This window comes from Amycolatopsis circi, from assembly GCF_003385235.1.
GTDB classification, from domain to species: Bacteria; Actinomycetota; Actinomycetes; order Mycobacteriales; family Pseudonocardiaceae; genus Amycolatopsis; species Amycolatopsis circi.
In genome coordinates this window covers 122,071-139,646 of record NZ_PQIA01000023.1, presented here as the reverse complement: position 1 = coordinate 139,646, position 17,576 = coordinate 122,071, and the positions used below count along the sequence as shown (strand labels likewise).

The window sequence follows — 17,576 nt, the reverse complement described above, 5'->3', positions numbered from 1 at the left end:
CGACCCGCGCGACTTACCGGCGGGAAACCTACGGTCCCGTAACCTGGGTCGCATGGCTGATTTCGTGTACCCGCCCGTCCTGGTTGCCGCGCGGCTGATGTTCCGGCTGCTCGACAACCGGCTCCGGGTGACCGGGGCCGAGCACGTGCCCGCCCGCGGCGGCGCGGTGCTCGCCTGCACGCACGTCAGCTACCTGGACTTCATCTACTGCGGCCTCGGCGCCCGTCCGGCGAAGCGGCTCGTGCGGTTCATGGCCAAGCAGGAGATCTTCAGCAACCCGGTCGCCGGTCCGCTGATGCGCGGCATGCACCACATCCCGGTGGACCGCGCGGCCGGGCAGGCGTCCTACGACGAGGCCGTGGCCCGGCTGCGCGCGGGCGAGGTCGTCGGCGTCTTCCCGGAGGCGACGATCAGCCGGTCGTTCACCGTGAAGGACATCAAGACCGGCGCGGTCCGCATGGCCGCCGAGGCGGGCGTTCCGGTGATCCCGATGGCGCTGTGGGGCACGCAGCGGCTGTGGACGAAGGGCCGTCCGAAGGACCTCACTCATCGGCACGTGCCGATTTCCGTGGTGATCGGCGAGCCGATGCGCCCCGGCCCGGACGACTCGTGCGAGGCGCTGACGAGCGACCTGCGCGCCCGGATGTCGGAGCTGCTGGAAAAGGCGCAGGCGGAGTACCCGGAGGCCCCGGAGAGCGACGCCGAACGCTGGTGGCTGCCCGCGCACCTGGGCGGCAGCGCGCCGACTCCCGAGGAAGCCGCCGCACTCGACCGCCGCCAGTAACCGCGTAACTCCCCGATGCTCTCCCTCAGACGTCCGTGAAGGACTCCTTGAGGGAATCAGATTCCCTCAAGGAGTCCTTCACGGACCTTGGCATCGCGCACCAGGGACGCCGCGCTTAGAACCAGCGATCCAGCACCTGCGCCACGCCGTCCTCCGCGGCCGGGCCGGTCACCTCGTCCGCCACGGCCAGCACGGCCGGGTGGCCGTTGGCCATCGCGACGCCGTGCCCGGCCCACTGCAGCATCTCGACGTCGTTGGGCATGTCGCCGAAGGCGATCACCGATGACTGCGGCACGTCGAAGCGTTCGGCGATGTCCGCGAGCCCGGTCGCCTTCGTCACGCCGTGCGCGGACAGTTCGATCAGCCCGCCGGTGGACGAGTACGTGACGTCCACCGCGCCGTCGAGCACCGCGCTCGCCGCCTCGGCCATTTCCCCCGACGTCATCCCGCGGCGGCTGACCAGCAGCTTGATCGCGGTTTTCCCGAGCACCTCGGCGCGCGGCGCGATCCGGCTCTCCTCGTCGCCCCACGGGTTGTGGTACTCCGGCTCGATCACGAAATTGCGCAGTTCGGCCTCCACCGATCCGGTGCCGATCCGTTCCGCGGCCAGCCGGCAGCCGGGCAGCGCCTTGTCCAGCGCCGAGGCCAGGTCGTGCAGCAGCACCGGCTCGAGTTCGCCGTGCACCGCGACCACCGAGTCGCGTCCGATGTCGAGCAGCACGGCTCCGTTGGCGCACACCGCGTACCCGGTCAGGCCGAGCGGACCGGCGATCGGCGCGATCCAGCGCGGCGGGCGGCCGGTGCACAGCACGAACGGCACGTCGTCGGCCAGTACCCGCTGGACGGCCGACACCGTGCGCGGCGTCACTTGTTCGCTGGGTCCGAGCAGGGTGCCGTCGACATCGGACGCGATCAACCGGGGTTTCTCCACGCGTCCCATTCTCCCGGTCGCCGCCCGTTCGAGCGAATGTCAGTGCTGGACGTTACGGTCGGCCTCGTGCGAGCAGGCATCGTAATTCTCCCTGAAGACCGCTGGTGGGCGGCCGAACCGAAATGGCGCGCGGCCGAGGAGTACGGCTTCGACCACGCGTGGACCTACGACCATCTCGGCTGGCGATCGCTGGTCGACGGGCCGTGGTTCTCCGCCGTGCCCACCCTGACCGCGGCCGCCATGGTCACCTCCACGATCCGGCTGGGCACCTTCGTCGCCTCGCCGGTCGCGCGGCACCCAGTGCCGTTCGCGCGCGAGCTGATCACCCTGGACGACGTCTCCGACGGACGGTTCGTGCTGGGTGTCGGAGCCGGCGTGGACAGTTCGCGGTACGACGCGCAGGTGCTCGCCGCGCCGGAGCTGACCGCGCGGCAGCGGGTCGACCGTTTCACCGAGTTCGTCGAAGCCCTCGACGGGCTCCTGATGACCGACAACTTCGACTTCTCCGGCGAGTACTACTCCGCGCGCGGCGCGCGGAATCTGCCCGGCACCGTGCAGCGCCCGCGGCTGCCGTTCCTGGTCGCGGCCAACGGCCCGCGCACCATGACGCTGGCCGCGCGGTTCGGGGCGGGCTGGGTCACCACCGGCCGCGGCGGGGACACCCTCGACGAATGGTGGACGGGTATCGCCGAGCTGGTCCGCACGTTCGACCAGCGGCTCGAAGCGGCCGGTCGGGAACCGGCGGGCATCCAGCGGTACCTGAGCCTCGACGCGGCTCCGGTGTTCTCGCTCAGCAGCGTCGCGGCGTTCCGCGAGGCCACCGAACGGGCTCGTGAGCTGGGCTTCACCGACGTCATCGCGCACTGGCCGCGCTCGAGCGGGCCGTACGAGGGGCACGAGTCGGTGCTGGAGAAGGTCGTCGAAGAAGTGCTGCCGGGCCTCAAGGCCGAGTAACCGCTCGTGACCGCGGCAGGGGAGGCCGCGGTCACGAGGGTCACCTGATGATCGTGTAGATCTGCGCGCCGGGGTTGTTGTAGTCGAGGCGCAGGAAATCGCTGCCCATGAGGTCGCGCAGCCCAGGCGAGATCGGCGCTCCTCTGGCGATCGAACCGCTGCCCACCAGCACGTGGTGCACCTTCAGCCGCCGCACCGCCTCGCGCACGCGCACGTCGTGGTCGTAGTCGCGGAAGTGCAGCGACAGGTACGTCGCGTCCGGCGAAACCGGGCCGCCGCCGTCGTAGTGGCCGGCGACCGGGTGCACCCCGGTCAGCGCGTACATCCACGCGGTGCCGTCCAGCCGGTCGTTCAGCACCTTCTGGTCCGCCGGGATGCCCATCCGGCCGAGGAAGTCCATCGCCGCGATCTCGTCCGGGCTGACCGGCGGCGTGACCTCGCCCTCCGGCCCGTTGTAGTACAGGAACGACACCGCGGTGGCGTTCGCGGTGCGGTAGAACCCGCCGGTCAGCACGGCGGTCAGGGCCACGACGACCGCCGCCGCCGCGATCCCGAGCCGCGAAACCACCTTCGGCCGCGCCTTCGCCCAGTTGATCGAGCGGATCCGCTGCGCGGTCCAGCGCTGCAGCTCCGCCATGCCGTGCCCGGCGAGCAGGCACAGCGGGATCGCGGCCAGCGCCATCAGACGGAACCGGTCGTTCCACCACGGCCGCGACAGCGAGATCACCAGCGGCGAGGCGCCGTAAGACGTGACCAGCACGAACAGCCCGGACAGCCCGATCGCGGACAAGGTCAGCCAGCGCATCCGGCCGAGCGTGCGGAAGCTCAGCACGCCGACCACTAGCAGCACGGTGAGCCAGAGTTGCGGCGTGTGCAGCACCTGCTGGAACGTGCCGAGCATGTTCAGCGCCGACAGGACTGGCAGGTCTGAATTCCACGGCTGATACGGGTACGCGCCGGAGGTGAAGCTGATCGCGCCCAGGATCTGCGGCGCGGCGAAGACGACCGCGGCCGCCATGACCGGCACTGTGCGCACGATGTCGCCGCCGATCACGCGCAGCCCGCTGCGTCCCTCGGGCACCCCGTCCACCCGAAGCCGGCGAAGCGACCGATACCAGCGCTGCAGCACCAGCGGCGCCGCGAAGAGGATCCCGCCGAACAGCGCGCTTGAGTGGGCGGTGAGCAGACCGTCCGCGGCCAGCGCGAACACCAGGCCGGAGTCGACGCCCGGGCGTACGAGGAAGCGTTGCAGCGCGACCACCGTAAGCGGCGTGAGAACGATGCCCAGCGCGTACGGCAGCAGGCCGCTCGACACCGACTCGTACGCGCCCGTGGTTGCCGTGGCGGCGATGAGAGCCGCGCAGCCCGCGAAGACCGCCCGGCCGCCCATCTGACGGACCAGCGCGACCATCGACAGCGCGAAGATGCCCGCGATCGGCATGGTGATGGCGTTCAGCGTGACCGGGATGCTCGTCCCGGAGATCTGGTACACCAGCGCGCCGACCAGGTGGTAGCCGTTCGGGTAGAACGAGCCGTCCGGGTACCAGTTGATCTTGCCCATGCCGATGAGCGAGCCGTCGCCGGTCTCGGCGATGTAGCGGATGCCGTTCGCGTGGAAGACGGTGTCCCAGCGCTGGAAGACCGCGGTCGTTCCGCCGCGCGCGGACAGCACCACGGCGATCGACAGCGCGGTCGCCACCACGACGCACGTGGCGACCGACCACTGCGCACGCGTGCTCCAGGCGACCGGAGGCTCCTCCGCGCCGGGTTTGAGCCAGCCGCGGATCAGGAAGAGCCGGCGGATTCCCCACGCGATCCCCGCCAGCAGCACGGTGCACGCCGCGGCGGTGAAGACGTTGTACGGAAGGCCGACAGCCGACAGCCAGGGCCCGGCCAGGCCGGTGACGGCATAGCTGAGCAGCGGCGCGAGCCCGGCGAGGGCCCAGCCGCGCACTCCCGCGGCCCGGCCGATGAGGCCGCCCGGGACTGCCAGCACGGCCACGTAGGCGGCGACCGCGCCGAGATAGGTCCAGAAGGTGTCTGGTGCAGGCATGCTTCTCACGTGTGTAGTGCCGGTAAAACCTGGCGGGATGCCGAGGTCGGTTCGGGCGGCGGTCGCGCGACTGCGTACCCTGAGCGCCCGTGAGCGAGCACACGAACTCCGCCAAGATTACTGAAGACGACTTTCGCGGTTACGACCTCGTCGTCGTCGGGTCCGGTTTCTTTGGCTTGACCATCGCCGAACGGGCCGCGGCCGAGCTGGGCAAGAAGGTCCTGGTCCTCGAGCGCCGCCACCACCTCGGGGGCAACGCCTACTCCGAGGTCGAGCCCGAAACGGGCATCGAGGTGCACCGTTACGGCGCGCACCTCTTCCACACGTCCAACAAGCGGGTGTGGGACTACGTCAACCGCTTCACCGAGTTCACCGGCTACCAGCACCGGGTCTTCGCCCGGGTGAAGGACCAGGTCTACTCGTTCCCGATGAACCTCGGCCTGATCAACCAGTTCTTCGGCAAGTCCCACACGCCGGACGAGGCGCGCGAGCTGATCGCCAAGCAGGCGGCCGAGTTCCGGACCGAGGACGCGCAGAACCTCGAGGAGAAGGCGATCTCCCTGATCGGCCGCCCCCTCTACGAGGCGTTCATCCGCGGGTACACCGCGAAGCAGTGGGAGAACGACCCCAAGAACCTCGGCACGAACATCATCAACCGCCTCCCGGTCCGCTACACGTTCGACAACCGGTACTTCAACGACACCTACGAGGGTCTGCCGGTCAACGGCTACACCGCGTGGCTCGAGAAGATGGCCGAGCACGAGAACATCGAGATCCGGCTGAACGTCGACTACTTCGACGTCCGCGAGCACATCCCGGCGGGCACCCCGACCGTCTACACCGGGCCGCTGGACCGCTACTTCGACTACTCGGCGGGCCGCTTCACCTGGCGCACCGTCGACTTCGAGTCCGAGGTCGCGCGGACCGGCGACTTCCAGGGCACCTCGGTCGTCAACTACAACGACGAAGAGGTCCCCTACACCCGGATCATCGAGTTCCGCCACTTCCACCCGGAGCGGGACTACCCGAAGGACAAGACGGTCATCTTCCGCGAGTACTCGCGTTTCGCGAAGGAAGACGACGAGCCGTACTACCCGATCAACACCGCCGAGAACCGCGAGAAGCTGGAAAGCTACCGCGAGCTGGCGAAGACCGAGGCGCGCGAGAAGAACGTGCTGTTCGGCGGACGGCTGGGCACGTACAAGTACCTCGACATGCACATGGCGATCGGGTCGGCGCTGTCGGTGTTCGACAACAAGATCGCCCCGCACCTGACCGACGGTGCGCCGCTGGACGGTTCGATCGATGCTTGAGAAGGACACCCCGCGCGGTGAGATGGCCGTGCTCTCCAGCACCCAGAAGGTGCTGAAGAAGCCGGGCACCGTAAAGGTCGCGCGGGGAATGTCGCTGTTCGGGGAGCACAGCGCGGGATGGTTCGCGCTGGGCTTGCTCGGAGCGGCGGTGGACCGCGACCGGCGCAAGGACTGGCTGGTCGCGTCGGCCGGAGTGGTGGGCGCGCACGCCGCGTCGATCGCCGTGAAGCGGGTCGTGCGGCGGCGCCGTCCGGACCATCCCAGCGTGGAGGTTCTGGTCGGCACGCCGAGCAAGCTGAGCTTCCCGTCATCGCACGCGACGTCGACGACGGCGGCGGCGGTGCTCTACTCCGGATTGACCGGGCGTAACCTGGTCCCCGCCCTGGTACCGCCGATGCTCGCCTCGAGGCTGCTGCTCGGCGTTCACTATCCGACAGACGTTCTTGCCGGAGCCGCCCTGGGAGGCGTCGTCGGCGGTCTGATCCGACGGAAGCTGACCAAGAAGCGATGAGCGAAACGACCGACGAGCGAACCGAAAACGCGTCCGGTACGGCCGAATCCGCGCAAGCGACGGAATCGGCTGCCGAGAAGACCGACGTCGCCGAGGAGACCGAGAAGGTCGAGAACGCCGAGGTTCCGGCTTCGACCCCGGCCGCCCCGGCCCCGGCTTCCGGCACGAGCCCAGTGGGTCTCGTGCTCGGAGTGATCAAAACCGCGCGGCCGAAGCAGTGGGTGAAGAACGTCCTCGTCTTCGCGGCGCCGTTCTTCGCGTTCTCGAAGGCGACGAACCGGACCGAGCTGGTCATCGACGCGCTCATCGCGTTCGTGGCCTTCTCGCTCACCGCCTCGTCGGTCTACCTGATCAACGACGCCGTCGACGTCGAGGCCGACCGGGCCCACCCGACGAAGCGCAACCGCCCGATCGCGGCGGGCATCGTCCCGGTCCCGGTGGCCTACGCGGCGGCCGTGGTGTTCTTCCTGGCCGGGCTCGCCGTGTCGTTCGCGGCGGACTGGCGGCTGGCGATCGTGCTGGCGGTCTACGAAGCCGTGCAGCTCGGCTACTGCTTCGGCCTGAAGCACCAGCCGGTGGTGGACCTGGCGATCGTCGGCTCGGGCTTCCTGATGCGTTCGGTCGCCGGCGGTGTCGCCGGCGGCATCGCGATGTCGCAGTGGTTCCTGCTGGTCACCGCGTTCGGCTCGCTGTTCATGGTGGCGGGCAAGCGGTACGCGGAGATCATGCTGTTCGAGCGCACCGGTGCGAAGATCCGGTCCTCGCTGAAGAAGTACTCGGCGAGCTACCTGCGCTTCGTGTGGGCGACGTCCGCGGCGATCCTGATCATGTCCTACTGCCTGTGGGCGTTCGAGATCCGCCAGGCCGAGCACAACTCGGTGTGGGCGGTCGTGTCGATGGTCCCGTTCGTGATCGCGGTGCTCCGCTACGCGGTCGACGTGGACGGCGGCAACGCCGGCGCGCCCGACGAGATCGCCCTGAAGGACCGCGTGCTGCAGGTGCTCGGCGCGACCTGGGTCGTGACCCTGTTCCTGTCGTTCTACCTGTGAACGGCGCGCGGATTACTGTGCTGATCAGTACTAATCCGACCACAGCCACGGCCTGATGACTTCGTAGCAACGGTTACGTGCCGGGTGGGGGTCGGCCTACTTTTGGTCGGATTAGTACACAGCTGGGATTCAGCTTCTCCACAGCATCGACGGTCACCCTCGGGGGTGGGAGCCGGGACAGCCCGCCTCCCACCCGCTCAGCCCGGAGGACCGACGATGAACGACAACGAGAACCCCTCGTCCGGCGAGCGCGCCGGGCAGGAGCCGACTGAGCAGTTCGGCCGGGCCGGGGACCTGGGCGGAGCTTCCGCTGGCGAGGGTCCGGCCGCTGCTTCGGCTGGTCAGCCGGGCGCGTCCGAGGAAGCCACGCAGCAGAGCCAGCCGGTGCCGCCTGCTGAGCAGACCAGTCAGCTTGGGCAGCCCGCGCCGCCCGCCGATCAGGCAGGGCACCCCGCGCCGTCTGCGGAACAAGCGTCCCAGGCGGGCCAGCAGCCCGGTCCGTTCGCCCAGCAGCCGCCTCAGCCCGGCCACTTCGCGCAACCCGGCCCGTGGGGCATGCCGCTGCCGCCGCCGAAGCAGAGCGGCTTCCGCCGGTTCGTGGCCCATCGGGCGACGCAGCTGGTCGCGGTGGGAGTACTGGGCTTGGTCGTTGGCGGCGGAATCGTCGGCGGCGTGATGGCCGCGACGCACCACCCCGGCATGAGTCAGCACCAGGGCGGCCACCGCTTTAACGACGGCGGCCCCGGCCAGCGCCACCGCGTTCCGAACGGCCAGAACGGCGGCAACCAGAACAACGGCCCCGGCTTCGGCAATGGGAACGGCGGCAACACCGGCTCTGGCCCTGGCACCGGATCAGGGAACTGATTCAACGGCCCAGGCTTTTCGCGCAGAATCCTTGCCCGCGGGACCTCATTCGCCCAGCAGCGCCGGGTACAAAACCGTCGGATGCTCGGACAGCCCGGCTTTCACCGCCGCGCTGTCCGCGTCCGCGATGATCTCGATTTCCCCCGCTTCCAGGCCGTCCAGCGCGAGCCGGACGACCTCGGCCGGGTCGTTCTTCGGGATGTCGAAGCCCGCCATCATGTCGGTGTCCGTACTGGCCATGACCAGTCCGCTCACCAGCGTGCGCTGGGCCAGCAGTTCCAGCCGCACCGAGTTGGTCAGGCTCCACGCCGCCGATTTCGACGCCGCGTATCCCGCTGAGCCCTGGTAGGCCGCCCAGGAAAGGACCGACAGGACGTTCAGAACCGCGCCGTCCTTCAATCCGGGCGCGAAGGCACGGACGACCTGCAGCGGGCCGAAGAAGTTGGTCTCCATTTCGCGCCGAATCGCGCCAAGGTCGCCGGTCACCAGGTCGGTGAAGCCGGCGATTCCGGCGTTGTTGATCAGCAGGTTGACGTCGGGCGCGGCGGCCGCGGCAGCCGTGATCGAGTCGGGATCGGTGACGTCCAGCCGCAGCGGCACGGCGCCGTCGAGGTCGATCGGGCCGCGTGCGGTGGCGTAGACCTTGGCCGCGCCGCGGTCCAGCAGGGCGCGGACGAAGTGGGTGCCGAGTCCGCGTCCGGCACCGGTGACCAGCGCGGTCGAGCCTGCGATCTGCATGAGAGTTCTCCTCGGAAAAGCCGTCGGAAGGGGACAACGGCTATCCTGGATCCTGACGTTGGTGTCAGGTTCTCGTGTTTGTTGTGCGGATCACGCCGGAGGCTGGGGATGCGGATCGGAGAGGTGGCGGAGCGCGCCGGGGTCAGCGTGCGTTCGCTGCGCTACTACGAGCAGCAAGGGCTGCTCGAGTCGACGCGCACGTCCGGCGGGCAGCGTCGCTACGACGAGGACGCGGTGTCCTGGGTCAGGCTGATCCAGCAGCTTTACGCGGCCGGGCTGTCCAGCGCGACGATCCGCGAGTTGATGCCGTGCCTGCACGCGGGCGTCAGCACGCCGGAGTCGCGCGATCGGTTGCGCGGGGAGAAAGCCCGGCTGGACGAGTACATCTCCGGTCTCGAACGCACGCGTGAGCGGCTCGAGGCGATGATCGAATTGGCGGAGACGCCGAATCCGCATTGCCCGGTCGTGCTGGGCTAAAGGGCGGCGAGAGTGTCGTTGAGGATCTTCACGATCGCCCGCGGAGTGCCGGGGATGAGTTCGGTCCGGCCGTCGGTCGTTCGGTAGGTGAGAATTCGGCCGGATTTCACGTCGGCGGCGAGGATCGGTCCGCCGGTGCTGTGCCGGCCGTTCGCACGCCGGGCGACATAGAGCGCGTGGGTGGCTTCCACGGGCTGATTCAGCGTCGAAGCGAGATATTCGTGGCTGTTGGTTTCGTCGAACGGGTCCGGGGCCGTGTCCGAGGCGGGCGTTACCGAGACAGAGCGGACTGGCGCGCCGGGAATTTGCGGAAGGGCGCCGAAAAGCGTCGTGGCCAGGCGGGTCGGCGCGGCGGGTTGAATTTCGACCAGGCCGTCCTGCGCGGATACCAGAATCGCGGCCTGCTCTCGCTGGGCGACGATGACGGTCCGCTGGATTCCGCCGCGTAATGCCGACCAGGCGAAGTACTCGCGTTCGGCGTAGGCGAGCACTTGCAGGGTGGCCCGCAAATACGCGGACGGCGCGTCGTCGTCCGCGAGGCCGAGCCGTGCGAGGAGATCGACCGTGGCGGCGTGAAGTTCGCGCTGTGCACCGGTTTTGACCCAGACTCGTTTCGCGCGCAGCATCGGATGCTGATCCCCGAGGTCGAGCATCTCCCAGACGGCGGAGAATGCTTCGACGGGCAGGGCCACCGTCTGCTCGACGTCCTCCCGCACCTGTGCCCCCTCGGCCCCCGGCTTTCGCAATCGCCATTAGCACGGTAGCCGATTGATCACCCGCGTGGTGTTGGTGTCTGCAATTGAGAACAGGTAGCAGTTATTAGCGAAACCGACTCCGCCTAGACGTAGACGCTATAGATATCAATGCTCTGAGCATTCCTGCTCTGGCCTTGGCGGCGGTAGACGTGTGTGATTAACCGACGATGGCCAAGCCTCCGATCTCCGCCGCGACGCGCACTATTGGCGAGCGGGTACGCGAATTCCGGAACGAGGCGGGACTGAGTCAGGAACAGCTGGCCGAACTGGCCGGGGTGCACTGGACCTTCGTGAGCCAGGTCGAACGCGGGCTGCGCAACATCAATCTGCACAACCTGCTCAAGTTCGCCGCCGGCCTCGGGGTGAATCCGGCCCGGCTGGTGGACGGGCTGCGACCGCCGTCCGCCGACTAGTCCACTGTGGACGGCCGCATTACCTGGCGCAGCGTGCCCTCGCGGATCAGCAGAATCTGCGTGATCACCTGCAGTCCGACGAAGAACGCGATCGACAGCCCGGCATCGAGCGCGGGAACGTCGTCGACCGGCAACGTGTACGCCATTCCGATGCTTAGTCCACTGTGGACAAGACTGCCGACGCCCCAGACCACGGTCAGCGTCTGCCACGCTCGGCGGAACGACGGCCGCTCTTCCCAAGCCGCGTCCAGCCGGGATCCGCGGCCGGGCAGTAGGGCGCGGGCCGCTTGGTAGGTCGTCGGATGCTGGCCGACGAACATGCTCGCGAGCAGCCAGGCACCGGCCAGAGTGCTGAACCAGGCGCCGCGCACGAGCATCAGCCGGGCGTCGCCGGTCAGCAGGGTCGTGGCCAGGCCGATGGCCAGGAACATCAGGACGAGCAGGCCGATCCCGTCCACGCGACGTCGGGTGACCAGCGTGTACAGCACGCGCAGCGCGGGCGGCAGACCGCTCAGCAGCAGCGCCCACACCGGCGGGACGTCGAAGGCGCGGAGCAGGTAGTAGCCGCCGACTGGCGCGCCGAGGTCGATCAGCAGCGCGGCCAGCGACGAGCGGAATTCGTTCCCCATGCCCCGAGTTTCGGCGCGTGGGCACCCTCAGGGCATCGTCGAGCTGGTCAGCCCGGCATCCACCGAACGGTGGAGGCCGGGCCGCGAAAACGTCAGACCGGGAGCTTGCGGAAGATCGGCCGCGGCACGTGCCGCAGGATCGACATCACCAGCCGGAACTCCGACGGCGACCAGACGAGTTCCTTGCCCTTGCGCGCGGCCTCGACCGCGACGTCGGCGACCTGCTCGGCGGTCCGGGTCAGCGGAGCGTCCTTCATCCCGGCGGTCATCTTGGTCTTGACCTGGCCCGACCGGACGACGGTCACCTGCACGCCGTGCGGCGCGAGCGCCTCGCCGAGACCGAGGTAGAAGCCGTCGAAACCGGCCTTGGTCGAGCCGTACACGAAGTTCGACCGGCGAACCCGCTCGCCCGCCACCGACGACAGCGCGATGACCTTGCCGTGGCCCTGCGTCTTGAGCTTCTCCGACAGCGCGACGCCGACCGACACCGCGGCGGTGTAGTTGACCGTCGCCAGCTCAACGGCCTTGCCGTGGTCCTGCCACAGCTCCTCGGCCTCGCCGAGGAGACCGAACGCGACCACCGTGACGTCGATGTCGCCGCCGGCGAACGCCTCGTCGAGAACCTTCGGGTGCGACGCGAGGTCCTTGGCGTCAAAGGCCACAGTGGACACTTCGGCACCGAGATCCTTCAGGCGCTGCGCGGCTTCCTCCAGCCGCGGCGAAGGACGGGCGGCCAGCACGACCCGCAGCGGCTTCTCCGCGAGGTACTTCTCCGCGATCGCCAGCGCGATGTCGGACGTGCCGCCGAGCAGCAGCAGGGACTGGGGGTTACCGACCGCGTCGATCACAGTGCGAGCCTCCGGCTCATGTCAGAGGCGAAAACGCCTTCGGGGTCAACGGAAGCGCGCACCTTGCGCCACTCCTCCAGCCGCGGGTACATCTTCGCGAACGTCTCGGGCGAGGTGCGCGAGTCCTTCGCGGTGTAGAGGCGGCCGCCTGCTTCGAGGACCATCCGGTCCAGTTCGGTGCACAGCGCGCTCAGACCGGGCTTGATCGGGAAGTCGAGGCAGACCATCCAGCCGGTGTCGGGGAACGACAGCGGAGCCCGGTTGCCCTTGCCCATCTGCTTGAAGACGTTCAGCGCCGAGTAGTGCCCGGAGTGCGCGACCTTCTCCACGATCCCGCGGAGGCTCTCGTTCGCACCGATCGGAGTGCTGAACTGGTACTGCAGGAAACCCTTGCTGCCGTAGCCGCGGTTCCACTCTCCGACCAGGTCAAGCATGTGGTAGAAGGCGGTGATGTTCTGGATCGCGCCGCGGCCGTGCTTGGGAGTCGACCGGTAGTAGAACTCGCCGATCGCGCTGAGCGAGAGCTTGTTCATCAGGCCGTTCGGAAGGAAATCCGGCACCGTGAGCAGTTGCGGGGCGGAGAACTTCAGCGGCTCGGCGCGCAGCTTCGGCGGCAGTTCGTCCAGCTTGGCCAGCGAGCCGCGAGCGAACGCGCCCCGGCCGAGCTTGTTCTTGTTGATCGTGTCGAACCAGACCGACGAGTAGGTGTACTTGTCGTCGGAGCCGTCGCTGATCAGCGCGAGCGTGCCGTCGAGGTCGTCGGTGCGGTCGTTGTCGACGATGAAGTAGGCGGTCTCGGTCTTCGTCATCTGGATCGTCGCGCGGACGATGATCCCGGTGAGCCCGATGCCCGCCACCGTCGCCCAGAACAGCTCCGAATCCGGGCCCTCCGGGGTGAGCGTGCGCACGGATCCGTCGGCGGTGAGCAGGTCCATCGACACCACGTGGTTGCCGAAGCTGCCCGCCGAGTGGTGGTTCTTGCCGTGGATGTCGTTGGCGATCGCGCCGCCGATCGTCACCTGGCGCGTGCCCGGCAGGACCGGGACCCACAGGCCGTACGGCAGCGCCTCGCGCATCAGCTTGTCGAGGCTGACGCCCGCGTCGAGGTCGACGAGGCCGGAGTCCGGGTCGATCGAGTGGATGCGGTCGAGCACGGTCATGTCGACGACCAGGCCGCCCGCGTTCTGCGCCGGGTCGCCGTAGGACCGGCCGAGGCCGCGAGCGATGACCCCGCGCGGGCCTGCGGAGGCGACGGCGCGGGCGATCGCCTCGACGTCGCGCGTGCTCAGCACGTCGGCGACCGTCCCGGCGGTGCGGCCCCAGCCGGTGAGCGTGCGGCGCTGTGTCTCGGGTGCTTGGGTCACGCGGACCAGGGTAGCCACGCCGAACACCGCCCGGAACGTGACCCTGAAGTGCTCGCTTCTACACTTTGCGCATCAAGGCACAAGCGTCCGAGCGTCGAAGTGGGTAATAAGGACACTGACGCAATAGGCCGAGAAGGTATTCCAAGTGGTGGCTACAGAACCGCAGAGTGACCAAGCGCAGCCGGCGCCCGCGGGACCCGGGCTGCTGGGCCAGCTGATCCGGTTCGGGGTGATCGGCGGCTTCTGCGCCCTGCTCGACCTGGGCACGTACTCGCTGCTGCGCGCGGTCGGCATGGACGGGGCCCCGTGGGCGGACGTCGCTCGCGCGATCAGCTTCGTCGTGGGCACGACCACCGCGTTCTTCCTGAACCGGCGGTTCACCTTCGCCGCGGGCAAGCGCGACGGGAACGCCCAGGTCGGCGGGTTCGTTCTGCTGTACGCGGTGACCTTCTTCGTGACGATCGGCGTGAATCGGCTCATGCTGAACGTGCTGCCGGAGATGGCGTGGAAGGCCACCCTCGCCTGGGTCGTTTCCCAGGGGACGGCCACCGTGATCAATTTTGTGATGCTCAAGTGGGTCGTGTTCCGTGTACGGCCGGTAAAAAAGGAGAACTGAGTTCGATGCCCGGTAAAGCAGCCCCGGTCGCGGAGGCGGCCCCCGCAGGCCAGACGCGGTTCGCCGAACACGCCCCCGAAGGCAGGCTCACGGCCCAGCGCGGGCTGTACGCCGGGCCGGCTCCGATCGTGAGCAAGGACATGTACGCCGAGGTCGTGCAGGGCAACGCCCAGCGCGAGCGCGGCAGCGTGACGCTCGAGCCGTCCGCGAAGGTCACCGGCAACACCTACTTCGGCCGCTTCCCGGCGAGCTACTGGCAGCGCTGGACCACCGCGACCGAGGTAAAGGCCGAAGCGGTCGTCACCGGCGACGGGCTGCTGTCGCTCGGCGCGTCCGACATGCTCGGCGACCCGCGCGTCGTCGACGCCCAGCAGGTGTCCGGCGCGAAGAGCGTCAAGGTCGAGCTGACCGGCAAGCTGGACAAGTTCCACGACGGCGGCGCGCTGTGGCTCGACCTCGAGACCGAGGGCGGCCAGACGCTGCGGGTCGAGCAGGTCCGCTGGACCGTCGACGCGCCGGAGTCGATCCGCCCGACCGCGGTCACCATCTGCACGATGAACCGCGCCGACGACTGCCTGAAGAACCTCCAGGCGCTCGCCGCCGACGTGTCCTCGCTCGACACGCTCGACGCCATCTACGTCGCCGACCAGGGCACCGACCTGGTCGAATCGCGCGAGGGCTTCGAGCAGGTCGCGAAGGACCTCGGCGAGAAGCTGCACTACATCAAGCAGCCGAACCTCGGCGGAGCAGGCGGCTTCACCCGCGGCCTGTACGAGGTGGCCGGGCACACCGCCACCGAGCACGCGAACGTGCTGTTCATGGACGACGACGTGCTGCTCGAGCCGGACCTCGTCGTGCGCATGACGGCGTTCTCCAACCGCTCGGCCAACCCGATCATCGTCGGCGGCCAGATGCTCAACCTGCTGCACCCGAACCAGCTGCACGTCGGAGCCGAGTACGCCCGGCTGAACACGCTGGAGCCGGGACAGCCGGTGCAGCACTCGCTGTCCACCGCGGACCTGCTCGGCGTCGACGAGGAGACCGGGGCGCCGAACCGCCAGGAGCGCCGCCTCGACGCCGGGTACAACGGCTGGTGGTCGTGCCTGATCCCGTACGAGGTCGTCAAGGCCATCGGCTACCCGCTGCCGTTCTTCTTCCAGTGGGACGACGCGGAGTACTCCTACCGCGCCCGCGAATACGGCTTCCCCACGGTGACCCTGCCGGGCGCCGGCGTGTGGCACGCGGACTTCCACTGGAAGGACTGGGACGAGTGGCACCGGTACTTCAACCTGCGCAACTCGATCATCACCGCCGCGCTGCACTCGCCGTTCAACCTGAACCTGCTCTCCCGCGTGCTGCTGGCGCAGCTGGTGCGCTACCTGCTCGGCATGCAGTACGGCCTGTCCGCGACGCTGATCAAGGCGGTCGAGGACTTCCTGGAGGGCCCGGAGATCCTGCGCGACGGCGGCGTCGAGGCGATGAAGGAGATCCGCCGGATCCGCGACGCGTACCCGGAGACCAAGCGGCACAAGGCCACTGACGTGCCGGGCATCGCGTCCAACGACATCGGCATCATCAACAGCGCGCCGCGGCCGAGCATGCAGCGGCTCGTGCTGATCAAGCGCGTCCTCGACAAGGTGCTCGGCCGCAGCCGCTTCGGGCTCGGCGCGGTGTCGATCGACGAGGCGCACTGGTGGCACGTCGCGCTGTTCGACACCGCTGTGGTCACCGACGCGTCGCAGGAAGGCGTGCGCGTGCGCACCTACGACAAGGTCAAGATGTTCGACCTGGCCAAGCGCGGCGCGAAGGTGCTCAACCGGCTGCGCAAGGAAGGCGCGGGCGTGCAGGAGCAGTACAAGCGCGCGATGCCGGAACTCACCTCGCGCGACAACTGGAAGCGGCTGTACGAGCTGTGATTGACTGAGCTGGTCCGAAAAGGGCGTCTCGCGTTCGGCGAGACGCCCTTTTTGTCTTTTTGGGTAGCTTGGTTTCATGGCCGACCTGGTTTCCCGTGCGCGCGCTCTCGCCGACGACCTGTTGTTTCCCGCGGCCGCCGAAGTGGACCGGCTCGGCGTGGTGCCGCGGTCGCATTTCGACGCGCTCGCCGAGGAAGGGTTCTATGGTCTCGCCGCGCCTGATTCCGGGGTCGAGCTGGACCAGCTGGTCGGCGTGCTCGAGGCGCTGGCCGGTGGGTGTCTGAGCACCGCGTTCACCTGGCTGCAGCACCACGGTCTCGTCGCCGGGCTGGCCGCGACGGATCGGGCGGACCTGCGTGAGCGGTACCTGCCGGACCTGATCAGCGGACGGTTGCGCGCGGGAGTCGCGTATGCGGGCGTGATTCCGACGCCGCCGAGAGTGCGGGTAGAGCGCGTCGACGGCGGCTATCGGTTCGACGGTGAGGCACCGTTCGTGAGCGGATGGGACGCGATCGACCTGCTGCAGCTGTCCGGACGCGAGGGGGACACGGTGGTCAACGCCCTGGTGTCGCCGATCGTCGGGCACAGCCTGGTCGCCGAGCCGTTGACGCTCATGGCCGCACAAGGCACCGCGACGGTGCGGCTGAAACTCGACAACCACTTCATTCCGGACGAGTCGGTCTTCGCGCGGGTCAGCTACGAAAAGTTCGTGGCTGGCAATACGTTTGCGTCCCGGCTCAACGGATGCGCTCCGCTCGGGTTGGCCGAGCGTTGCGCCAGCCTGATCGAGGCCGCTGGCGAGGAGGAAACGGCGACGGCGTTGCGGTCCGAACAGGACGGAATCCGGCGTCGGCTCAACGCCGGTCTCGCCGACCCGGCCACGCTCCCGGACGCCCGCGCGGCCGGTGCCGATCTGGCGTACCGGTCAGCGGGCGCACTCGCCGCGGCGACGGGCAGCCGCGCGGTGCTGGCCGGGGCGCACGCCGGCCGGCTGGTGCGCGAGGCGACGTTCCTGCTCGTGGCCGCGAGCAGACCGGAGATCCGTGCAGGACTGCTCGCCCTCGCCCGTCGTTAAACGGACAGGCCGAATTTGCCCTTTCGGCTCAGATCGTCCACATAAGCCGCCGCCACGTGGACGAAATTCACTGAAACAGCGTTGCCGTCCCGGGTTTCCAGCGAATGAACGCCACCGTGTTTCAGAAGGTCCGGGAGCTTTTCCTGAACGGCTGAGGAACTGTCGGCGGTGAGCGGGAAGATCAGCGGTTCGCCGCCCGCCGCGAGGTGCAGGACAAGTGCTGGTTTGGGATCTGCCATGGACCCATCGCAGCAGCGGGTGATCATCGGCGGCAAGAGCGGTTCGC

The 17,576-nt window shown here is 68.7% G+C and carries 19 protein-coding genes; 11 read left to right on the top strand and 8 right to left on the bottom strand.

What is annotated here, in order from left to right:
• The first annotated feature begins 52 nt into the window (after window positions 1-52).
• Window positions 53-784, top strand: a complete 732-nt coding sequence (locus tag D0D37_RS13130; RefSeq protein ID WP_116200783.1) for a lysophospholipid acyltransferase family protein — start codon at window positions 53-55, stop codon at window positions 782-784.
• 115 nt (window positions 785-899) lie between these two features.
• On the opposite strand, the gene D0D37_RS13125 is transcribed toward D0D37_RS13130, so the two are convergent.
• Window positions 900-1,724, bottom strand: coding sequence for an HAD family hydrolase (locus D0D37_RS13125; protein ID WP_116200782.1), 825 nt, complete (start codon window positions 1,722-1,724; stop codon window positions 900-902).
• A gap of 57 nt (window positions 1,725-1,781) precedes the next feature.
• On the opposite strand from D0D37_RS13125, the gene D0D37_RS13120 reads away from it, so the two are divergent.
• The gene (locus D0D37_RS13120) at window positions 1,782-2,669 is read left to right on the top strand and encodes an LLM class flavin-dependent oxidoreductase (RefSeq protein ID WP_116200849.1); all 888 of its coding nucleotides are present in this window, start codon (window positions 1,782-1,784) and stop codon (window positions 2,667-2,669) included.
• A 40-nt stretch (window positions 2,670-2,709) separates the two neighbouring features.
• On the opposite strand, the gene D0D37_RS13115 is transcribed toward D0D37_RS13120, so the two are convergent.
• Window positions 2,710-4,722, bottom strand: a complete 2,013-nt coding sequence (locus D0D37_RS13115; RefSeq protein WP_116200781.1) for a DUF6541 family protein — start codon at window positions 4,720-4,722, stop codon at window positions 2,710-2,712.
• 89 nt (window positions 4,723-4,811) lie between these two features.
• On the opposite strand from D0D37_RS13115, the gene glf reads away from it, so the two are divergent.
• From glf to D0D37_RS13095, 4 genes are all read left to right on the top strand, one after another.
• The gene (gene glf / locus D0D37_RS13110; protein WP_116200780.1) at window positions 4,812-6,035 is read left to right on the top strand and encodes a UDP-galactopyranose mutase; all 1,224 of its coding nucleotides are present in this window, start codon (window positions 4,812-4,814) and stop codon (window positions 6,033-6,035) included.
• Window positions 6,028-6,546: a phosphatase PAP2 family protein gene (locus D0D37_RS13105; protein WP_116200779.1), complete on the top strand. Its 519-nt coding sequence runs from the start codon at window positions 6,028-6,030 to the stop codon at window positions 6,544-6,546. The genes glf and D0D37_RS13105 overlap by 8 nt, the downstream gene beginning before the upstream one ends.
• Window positions 6,543-7,595, top strand: a complete 1,053-nt coding sequence (locus D0D37_RS13100; RefSeq protein ID WP_116200778.1) for a decaprenyl-phosphate phosphoribosyltransferase — start codon at window positions 6,543-6,545, stop codon at window positions 7,593-7,595. The genes D0D37_RS13105 and D0D37_RS13100 overlap by 4 nt, the downstream gene beginning before the upstream one ends.
• Before the next feature lie 216 nt (window positions 7,596-7,811).
• Window positions 7,812-8,459 carry a hypothetical protein gene (locus D0D37_RS13095; RefSeq protein ID WP_116200777.1) on the top strand — a complete coding sequence of 216 codons (648 nt, stop codon included), beginning with the start codon at window positions 7,812-7,814 and terminating at the stop codon, window positions 8,457-8,459.
• Window positions 8,460-8,504: 45 nt separating this feature from the next.
• Here the strand turns inward: D0D37_RS13095 and D0D37_RS13090 are convergent, their stop codons facing one another.
• Window positions 8,505-9,197, bottom strand: a complete 693-nt coding sequence (locus D0D37_RS13090; RefSeq protein WP_116200776.1) for an SDR family oxidoreductase — start codon at window positions 9,195-9,197, stop codon at window positions 8,505-8,507.
• A gap of 108 nt (window positions 9,198-9,305) precedes the next feature.
• Here D0D37_RS13090 and D0D37_RS13085 point away from each other — a divergent pair, with 108 nt between their 5' ends.
• Window positions 9,306-9,674, top strand: a complete 369-nt coding sequence (locus D0D37_RS13085) for a MerR family transcriptional regulator (RefSeq protein ID WP_116200775.1) — start codon at window positions 9,306-9,308, stop codon at window positions 9,672-9,674.
• Here the strand turns inward: D0D37_RS13085 and D0D37_RS13080 are convergent.
• Window positions 9,671-10,390, bottom strand: coding sequence for an ESX secretion-associated protein EspG (locus D0D37_RS13080; protein WP_244223491.1), 720 nt, complete (start codon window positions 10,388-10,390; stop codon window positions 9,671-9,673). The two genes, D0D37_RS13085 and D0D37_RS13080, sit on opposite strands and share 4 nt — an antisense overlap.
• A gap of 206 nt (window positions 10,391-10,596) precedes the next feature.
• Here D0D37_RS13080 and D0D37_RS13075 point away from each other — a divergent pair, with 206 nt between their 5' ends.
• Window positions 10,597-10,842 carry a helix-turn-helix domain-containing protein gene (locus D0D37_RS13075; protein ID WP_116200774.1) on the top strand — a complete coding sequence of 82 codons (246 nt, stop codon included), beginning with the start codon at window positions 10,597-10,599 and terminating at the stop codon, window positions 10,840-10,842.
• Here the strand turns inward: D0D37_RS13075 and D0D37_RS13070 are convergent.
• From D0D37_RS13070 to dprE1, 3 genes are all read right to left on the bottom strand, one after another.
• Complete coding sequence (locus D0D37_RS13070) at window positions 10,839-11,471, bottom strand: VC0807 family protein (protein WP_116200773.1); 633 nt, start codon at window positions 11,469-11,471, stop codon at window positions 10,839-10,841. The genes D0D37_RS13075 and D0D37_RS13070 overlap by 4 nt on opposite strands.
• Before the next feature lie 92 nt (window positions 11,472-11,563).
• The gene (dprE2, locus tag D0D37_RS13065; protein WP_116200772.1) at window positions 11,564-12,319 is read right to left on the bottom strand and encodes a decaprenylphospho-beta-D-erythro-pentofuranosid-2-ulose 2-reductase; all 756 of its coding nucleotides are present in this window, start codon (window positions 12,317-12,319) and stop codon (window positions 11,564-11,566) included.
• Entirely contained in the window at window positions 12,316-13,683 is a 1,368-nt protein-coding gene (gene dprE1, locus D0D37_RS13060) for a decaprenylphosphoryl-beta-D-ribose oxidase (protein ID WP_116200847.1), read from the bottom strand. The genes dprE2 and dprE1 overlap by 4 nt, the downstream gene beginning before the upstream one ends.
• A gap of 145 nt (window positions 13,684-13,828) precedes the next feature.
• Between dprE1 and D0D37_RS13055 the strand changes: the two genes are divergently transcribed.
• From D0D37_RS13055 to D0D37_RS13045, 3 genes are all read left to right on the top strand, one after another.
• Window positions 13,829-14,299 (top strand): GtrA family protein, encoded by a 471-nt coding sequence (locus tag D0D37_RS13055; RefSeq protein ID WP_116200771.1) that lies wholly within the window; start codon window positions 13,829-13,831, stop codon window positions 14,297-14,299.
• A 5-nt stretch (window positions 14,300-14,304) separates the two neighbouring features.
• Window positions 14,305-16,215, top strand: a complete 1,911-nt coding sequence (locus tag D0D37_RS13050) for a glycosyltransferase (protein WP_116200770.1) — start codon at window positions 14,305-14,307, stop codon at window positions 16,213-16,215.
• A gap of 76 nt (window positions 16,216-16,291) precedes the next feature.
• Window positions 16,292-17,290, top strand: a complete 999-nt coding sequence (locus tag D0D37_RS13045) for an acyl-CoA dehydrogenase family protein (protein WP_167493522.1) — start codon at window positions 16,292-16,294, stop codon at window positions 17,288-17,290.
• On the opposite strand, the gene D0D37_RS13040 is transcribed toward D0D37_RS13045, so the two are convergent.
• Window positions 17,287-17,529, bottom strand: a complete 243-nt coding sequence (locus tag D0D37_RS13040; RefSeq protein ID WP_116200769.1) for a hypothetical protein — start codon at window positions 17,527-17,529, stop codon at window positions 17,287-17,289. The two genes, D0D37_RS13045 and D0D37_RS13040, sit on opposite strands and share 4 nt — an antisense overlap.
• Window positions 17,530-17,576: the final 47 nt, after the last annotated feature.

Excerpts from the sequence above, each read along its gene's own strand:
- D0D37_RS13130 (WP_116200783.1), top strand. The coding sequence starts at position 53 with ATGGCTGATTTCGTGTACCCGCCCGTCCTGGTTGCCGCGCGGCTGATG.
- D0D37_RS13125 (WP_116200782.1), bottom strand. The coding sequence starts at position 1,724 with ATGGGACGCGTGGAGAAACCCCGGTTGATCGCGTCCGATGTCGACGGC.
- D0D37_RS13115 (WP_116200781.1), bottom strand. The coding sequence starts at position 4,722 with ATGCCTGCACCAGACACCTTCTGGACCTATCTCGGCGCGGTCGCCGCC.
- D0D37_RS13105 (WP_116200779.1), top strand. The coding sequence starts at position 6,028 with ATGCTTGAGAAGGACACCCCGCGCGGTGAGATGGCCGTGCTCTCCAGC.
- D0D37_RS13100 (WP_116200778.1), top strand. The coding sequence starts at position 6,543 with ATGAGCGAAACGACCGACGAGCGAACCGAAAACGCGTCCGGTACGGCC.
- D0D37_RS13095 (WP_116200777.1), top strand. The coding sequence starts at position 7,812 with ATGAACGACAACGAGAACCCCTCGTCCGGCGAGCGCGCCGGGCAGGAG.
- D0D37_RS13090 (WP_116200776.1), bottom strand. The coding sequence starts at position 9,197 with ATGCAGATCGCAGGCTCGACCGCGCTGGTCACCGGTGCCGGACGCGGA.
- D0D37_RS13085 (WP_116200775.1), top strand. The coding sequence starts at position 9,306 with ATGCGGATCGGAGAGGTGGCGGAGCGCGCCGGGGTCAGCGTGCGTTCG.
- D0D37_RS13075 (WP_116200774.1), top strand. The coding sequence starts at position 10,597 with ATGGCCAAGCCTCCGATCTCCGCCGCGACGCGCACTATTGGCGAGCGG.
- D0D37_RS13070 (WP_116200773.1), bottom strand. The coding sequence starts at position 11,471 with ATGGGGAACGAATTCCGCTCGTCGCTGGCCGCGCTGCTGATCGACCTC.
- D0D37_RS13050 (WP_116200770.1), top strand. The coding sequence starts at position 14,305 with ATGCCCGGTAAAGCAGCCCCGGTCGCGGAGGCGGCCCCCGCAGGCCAG.
- D0D37_RS13045 (WP_167493522.1), top strand. The coding sequence starts at position 16,292 with ATGGCCGACCTGGTTTCCCGTGCGCGCGCTCTCGCCGACGACCTGTTG.
- D0D37_RS13040 (WP_116200769.1), bottom strand. The coding sequence starts at position 17,529 with ATGGCAGATCCCAAACCAGCACTTGTCCTGCACCTCGCGGCGGGCGGC.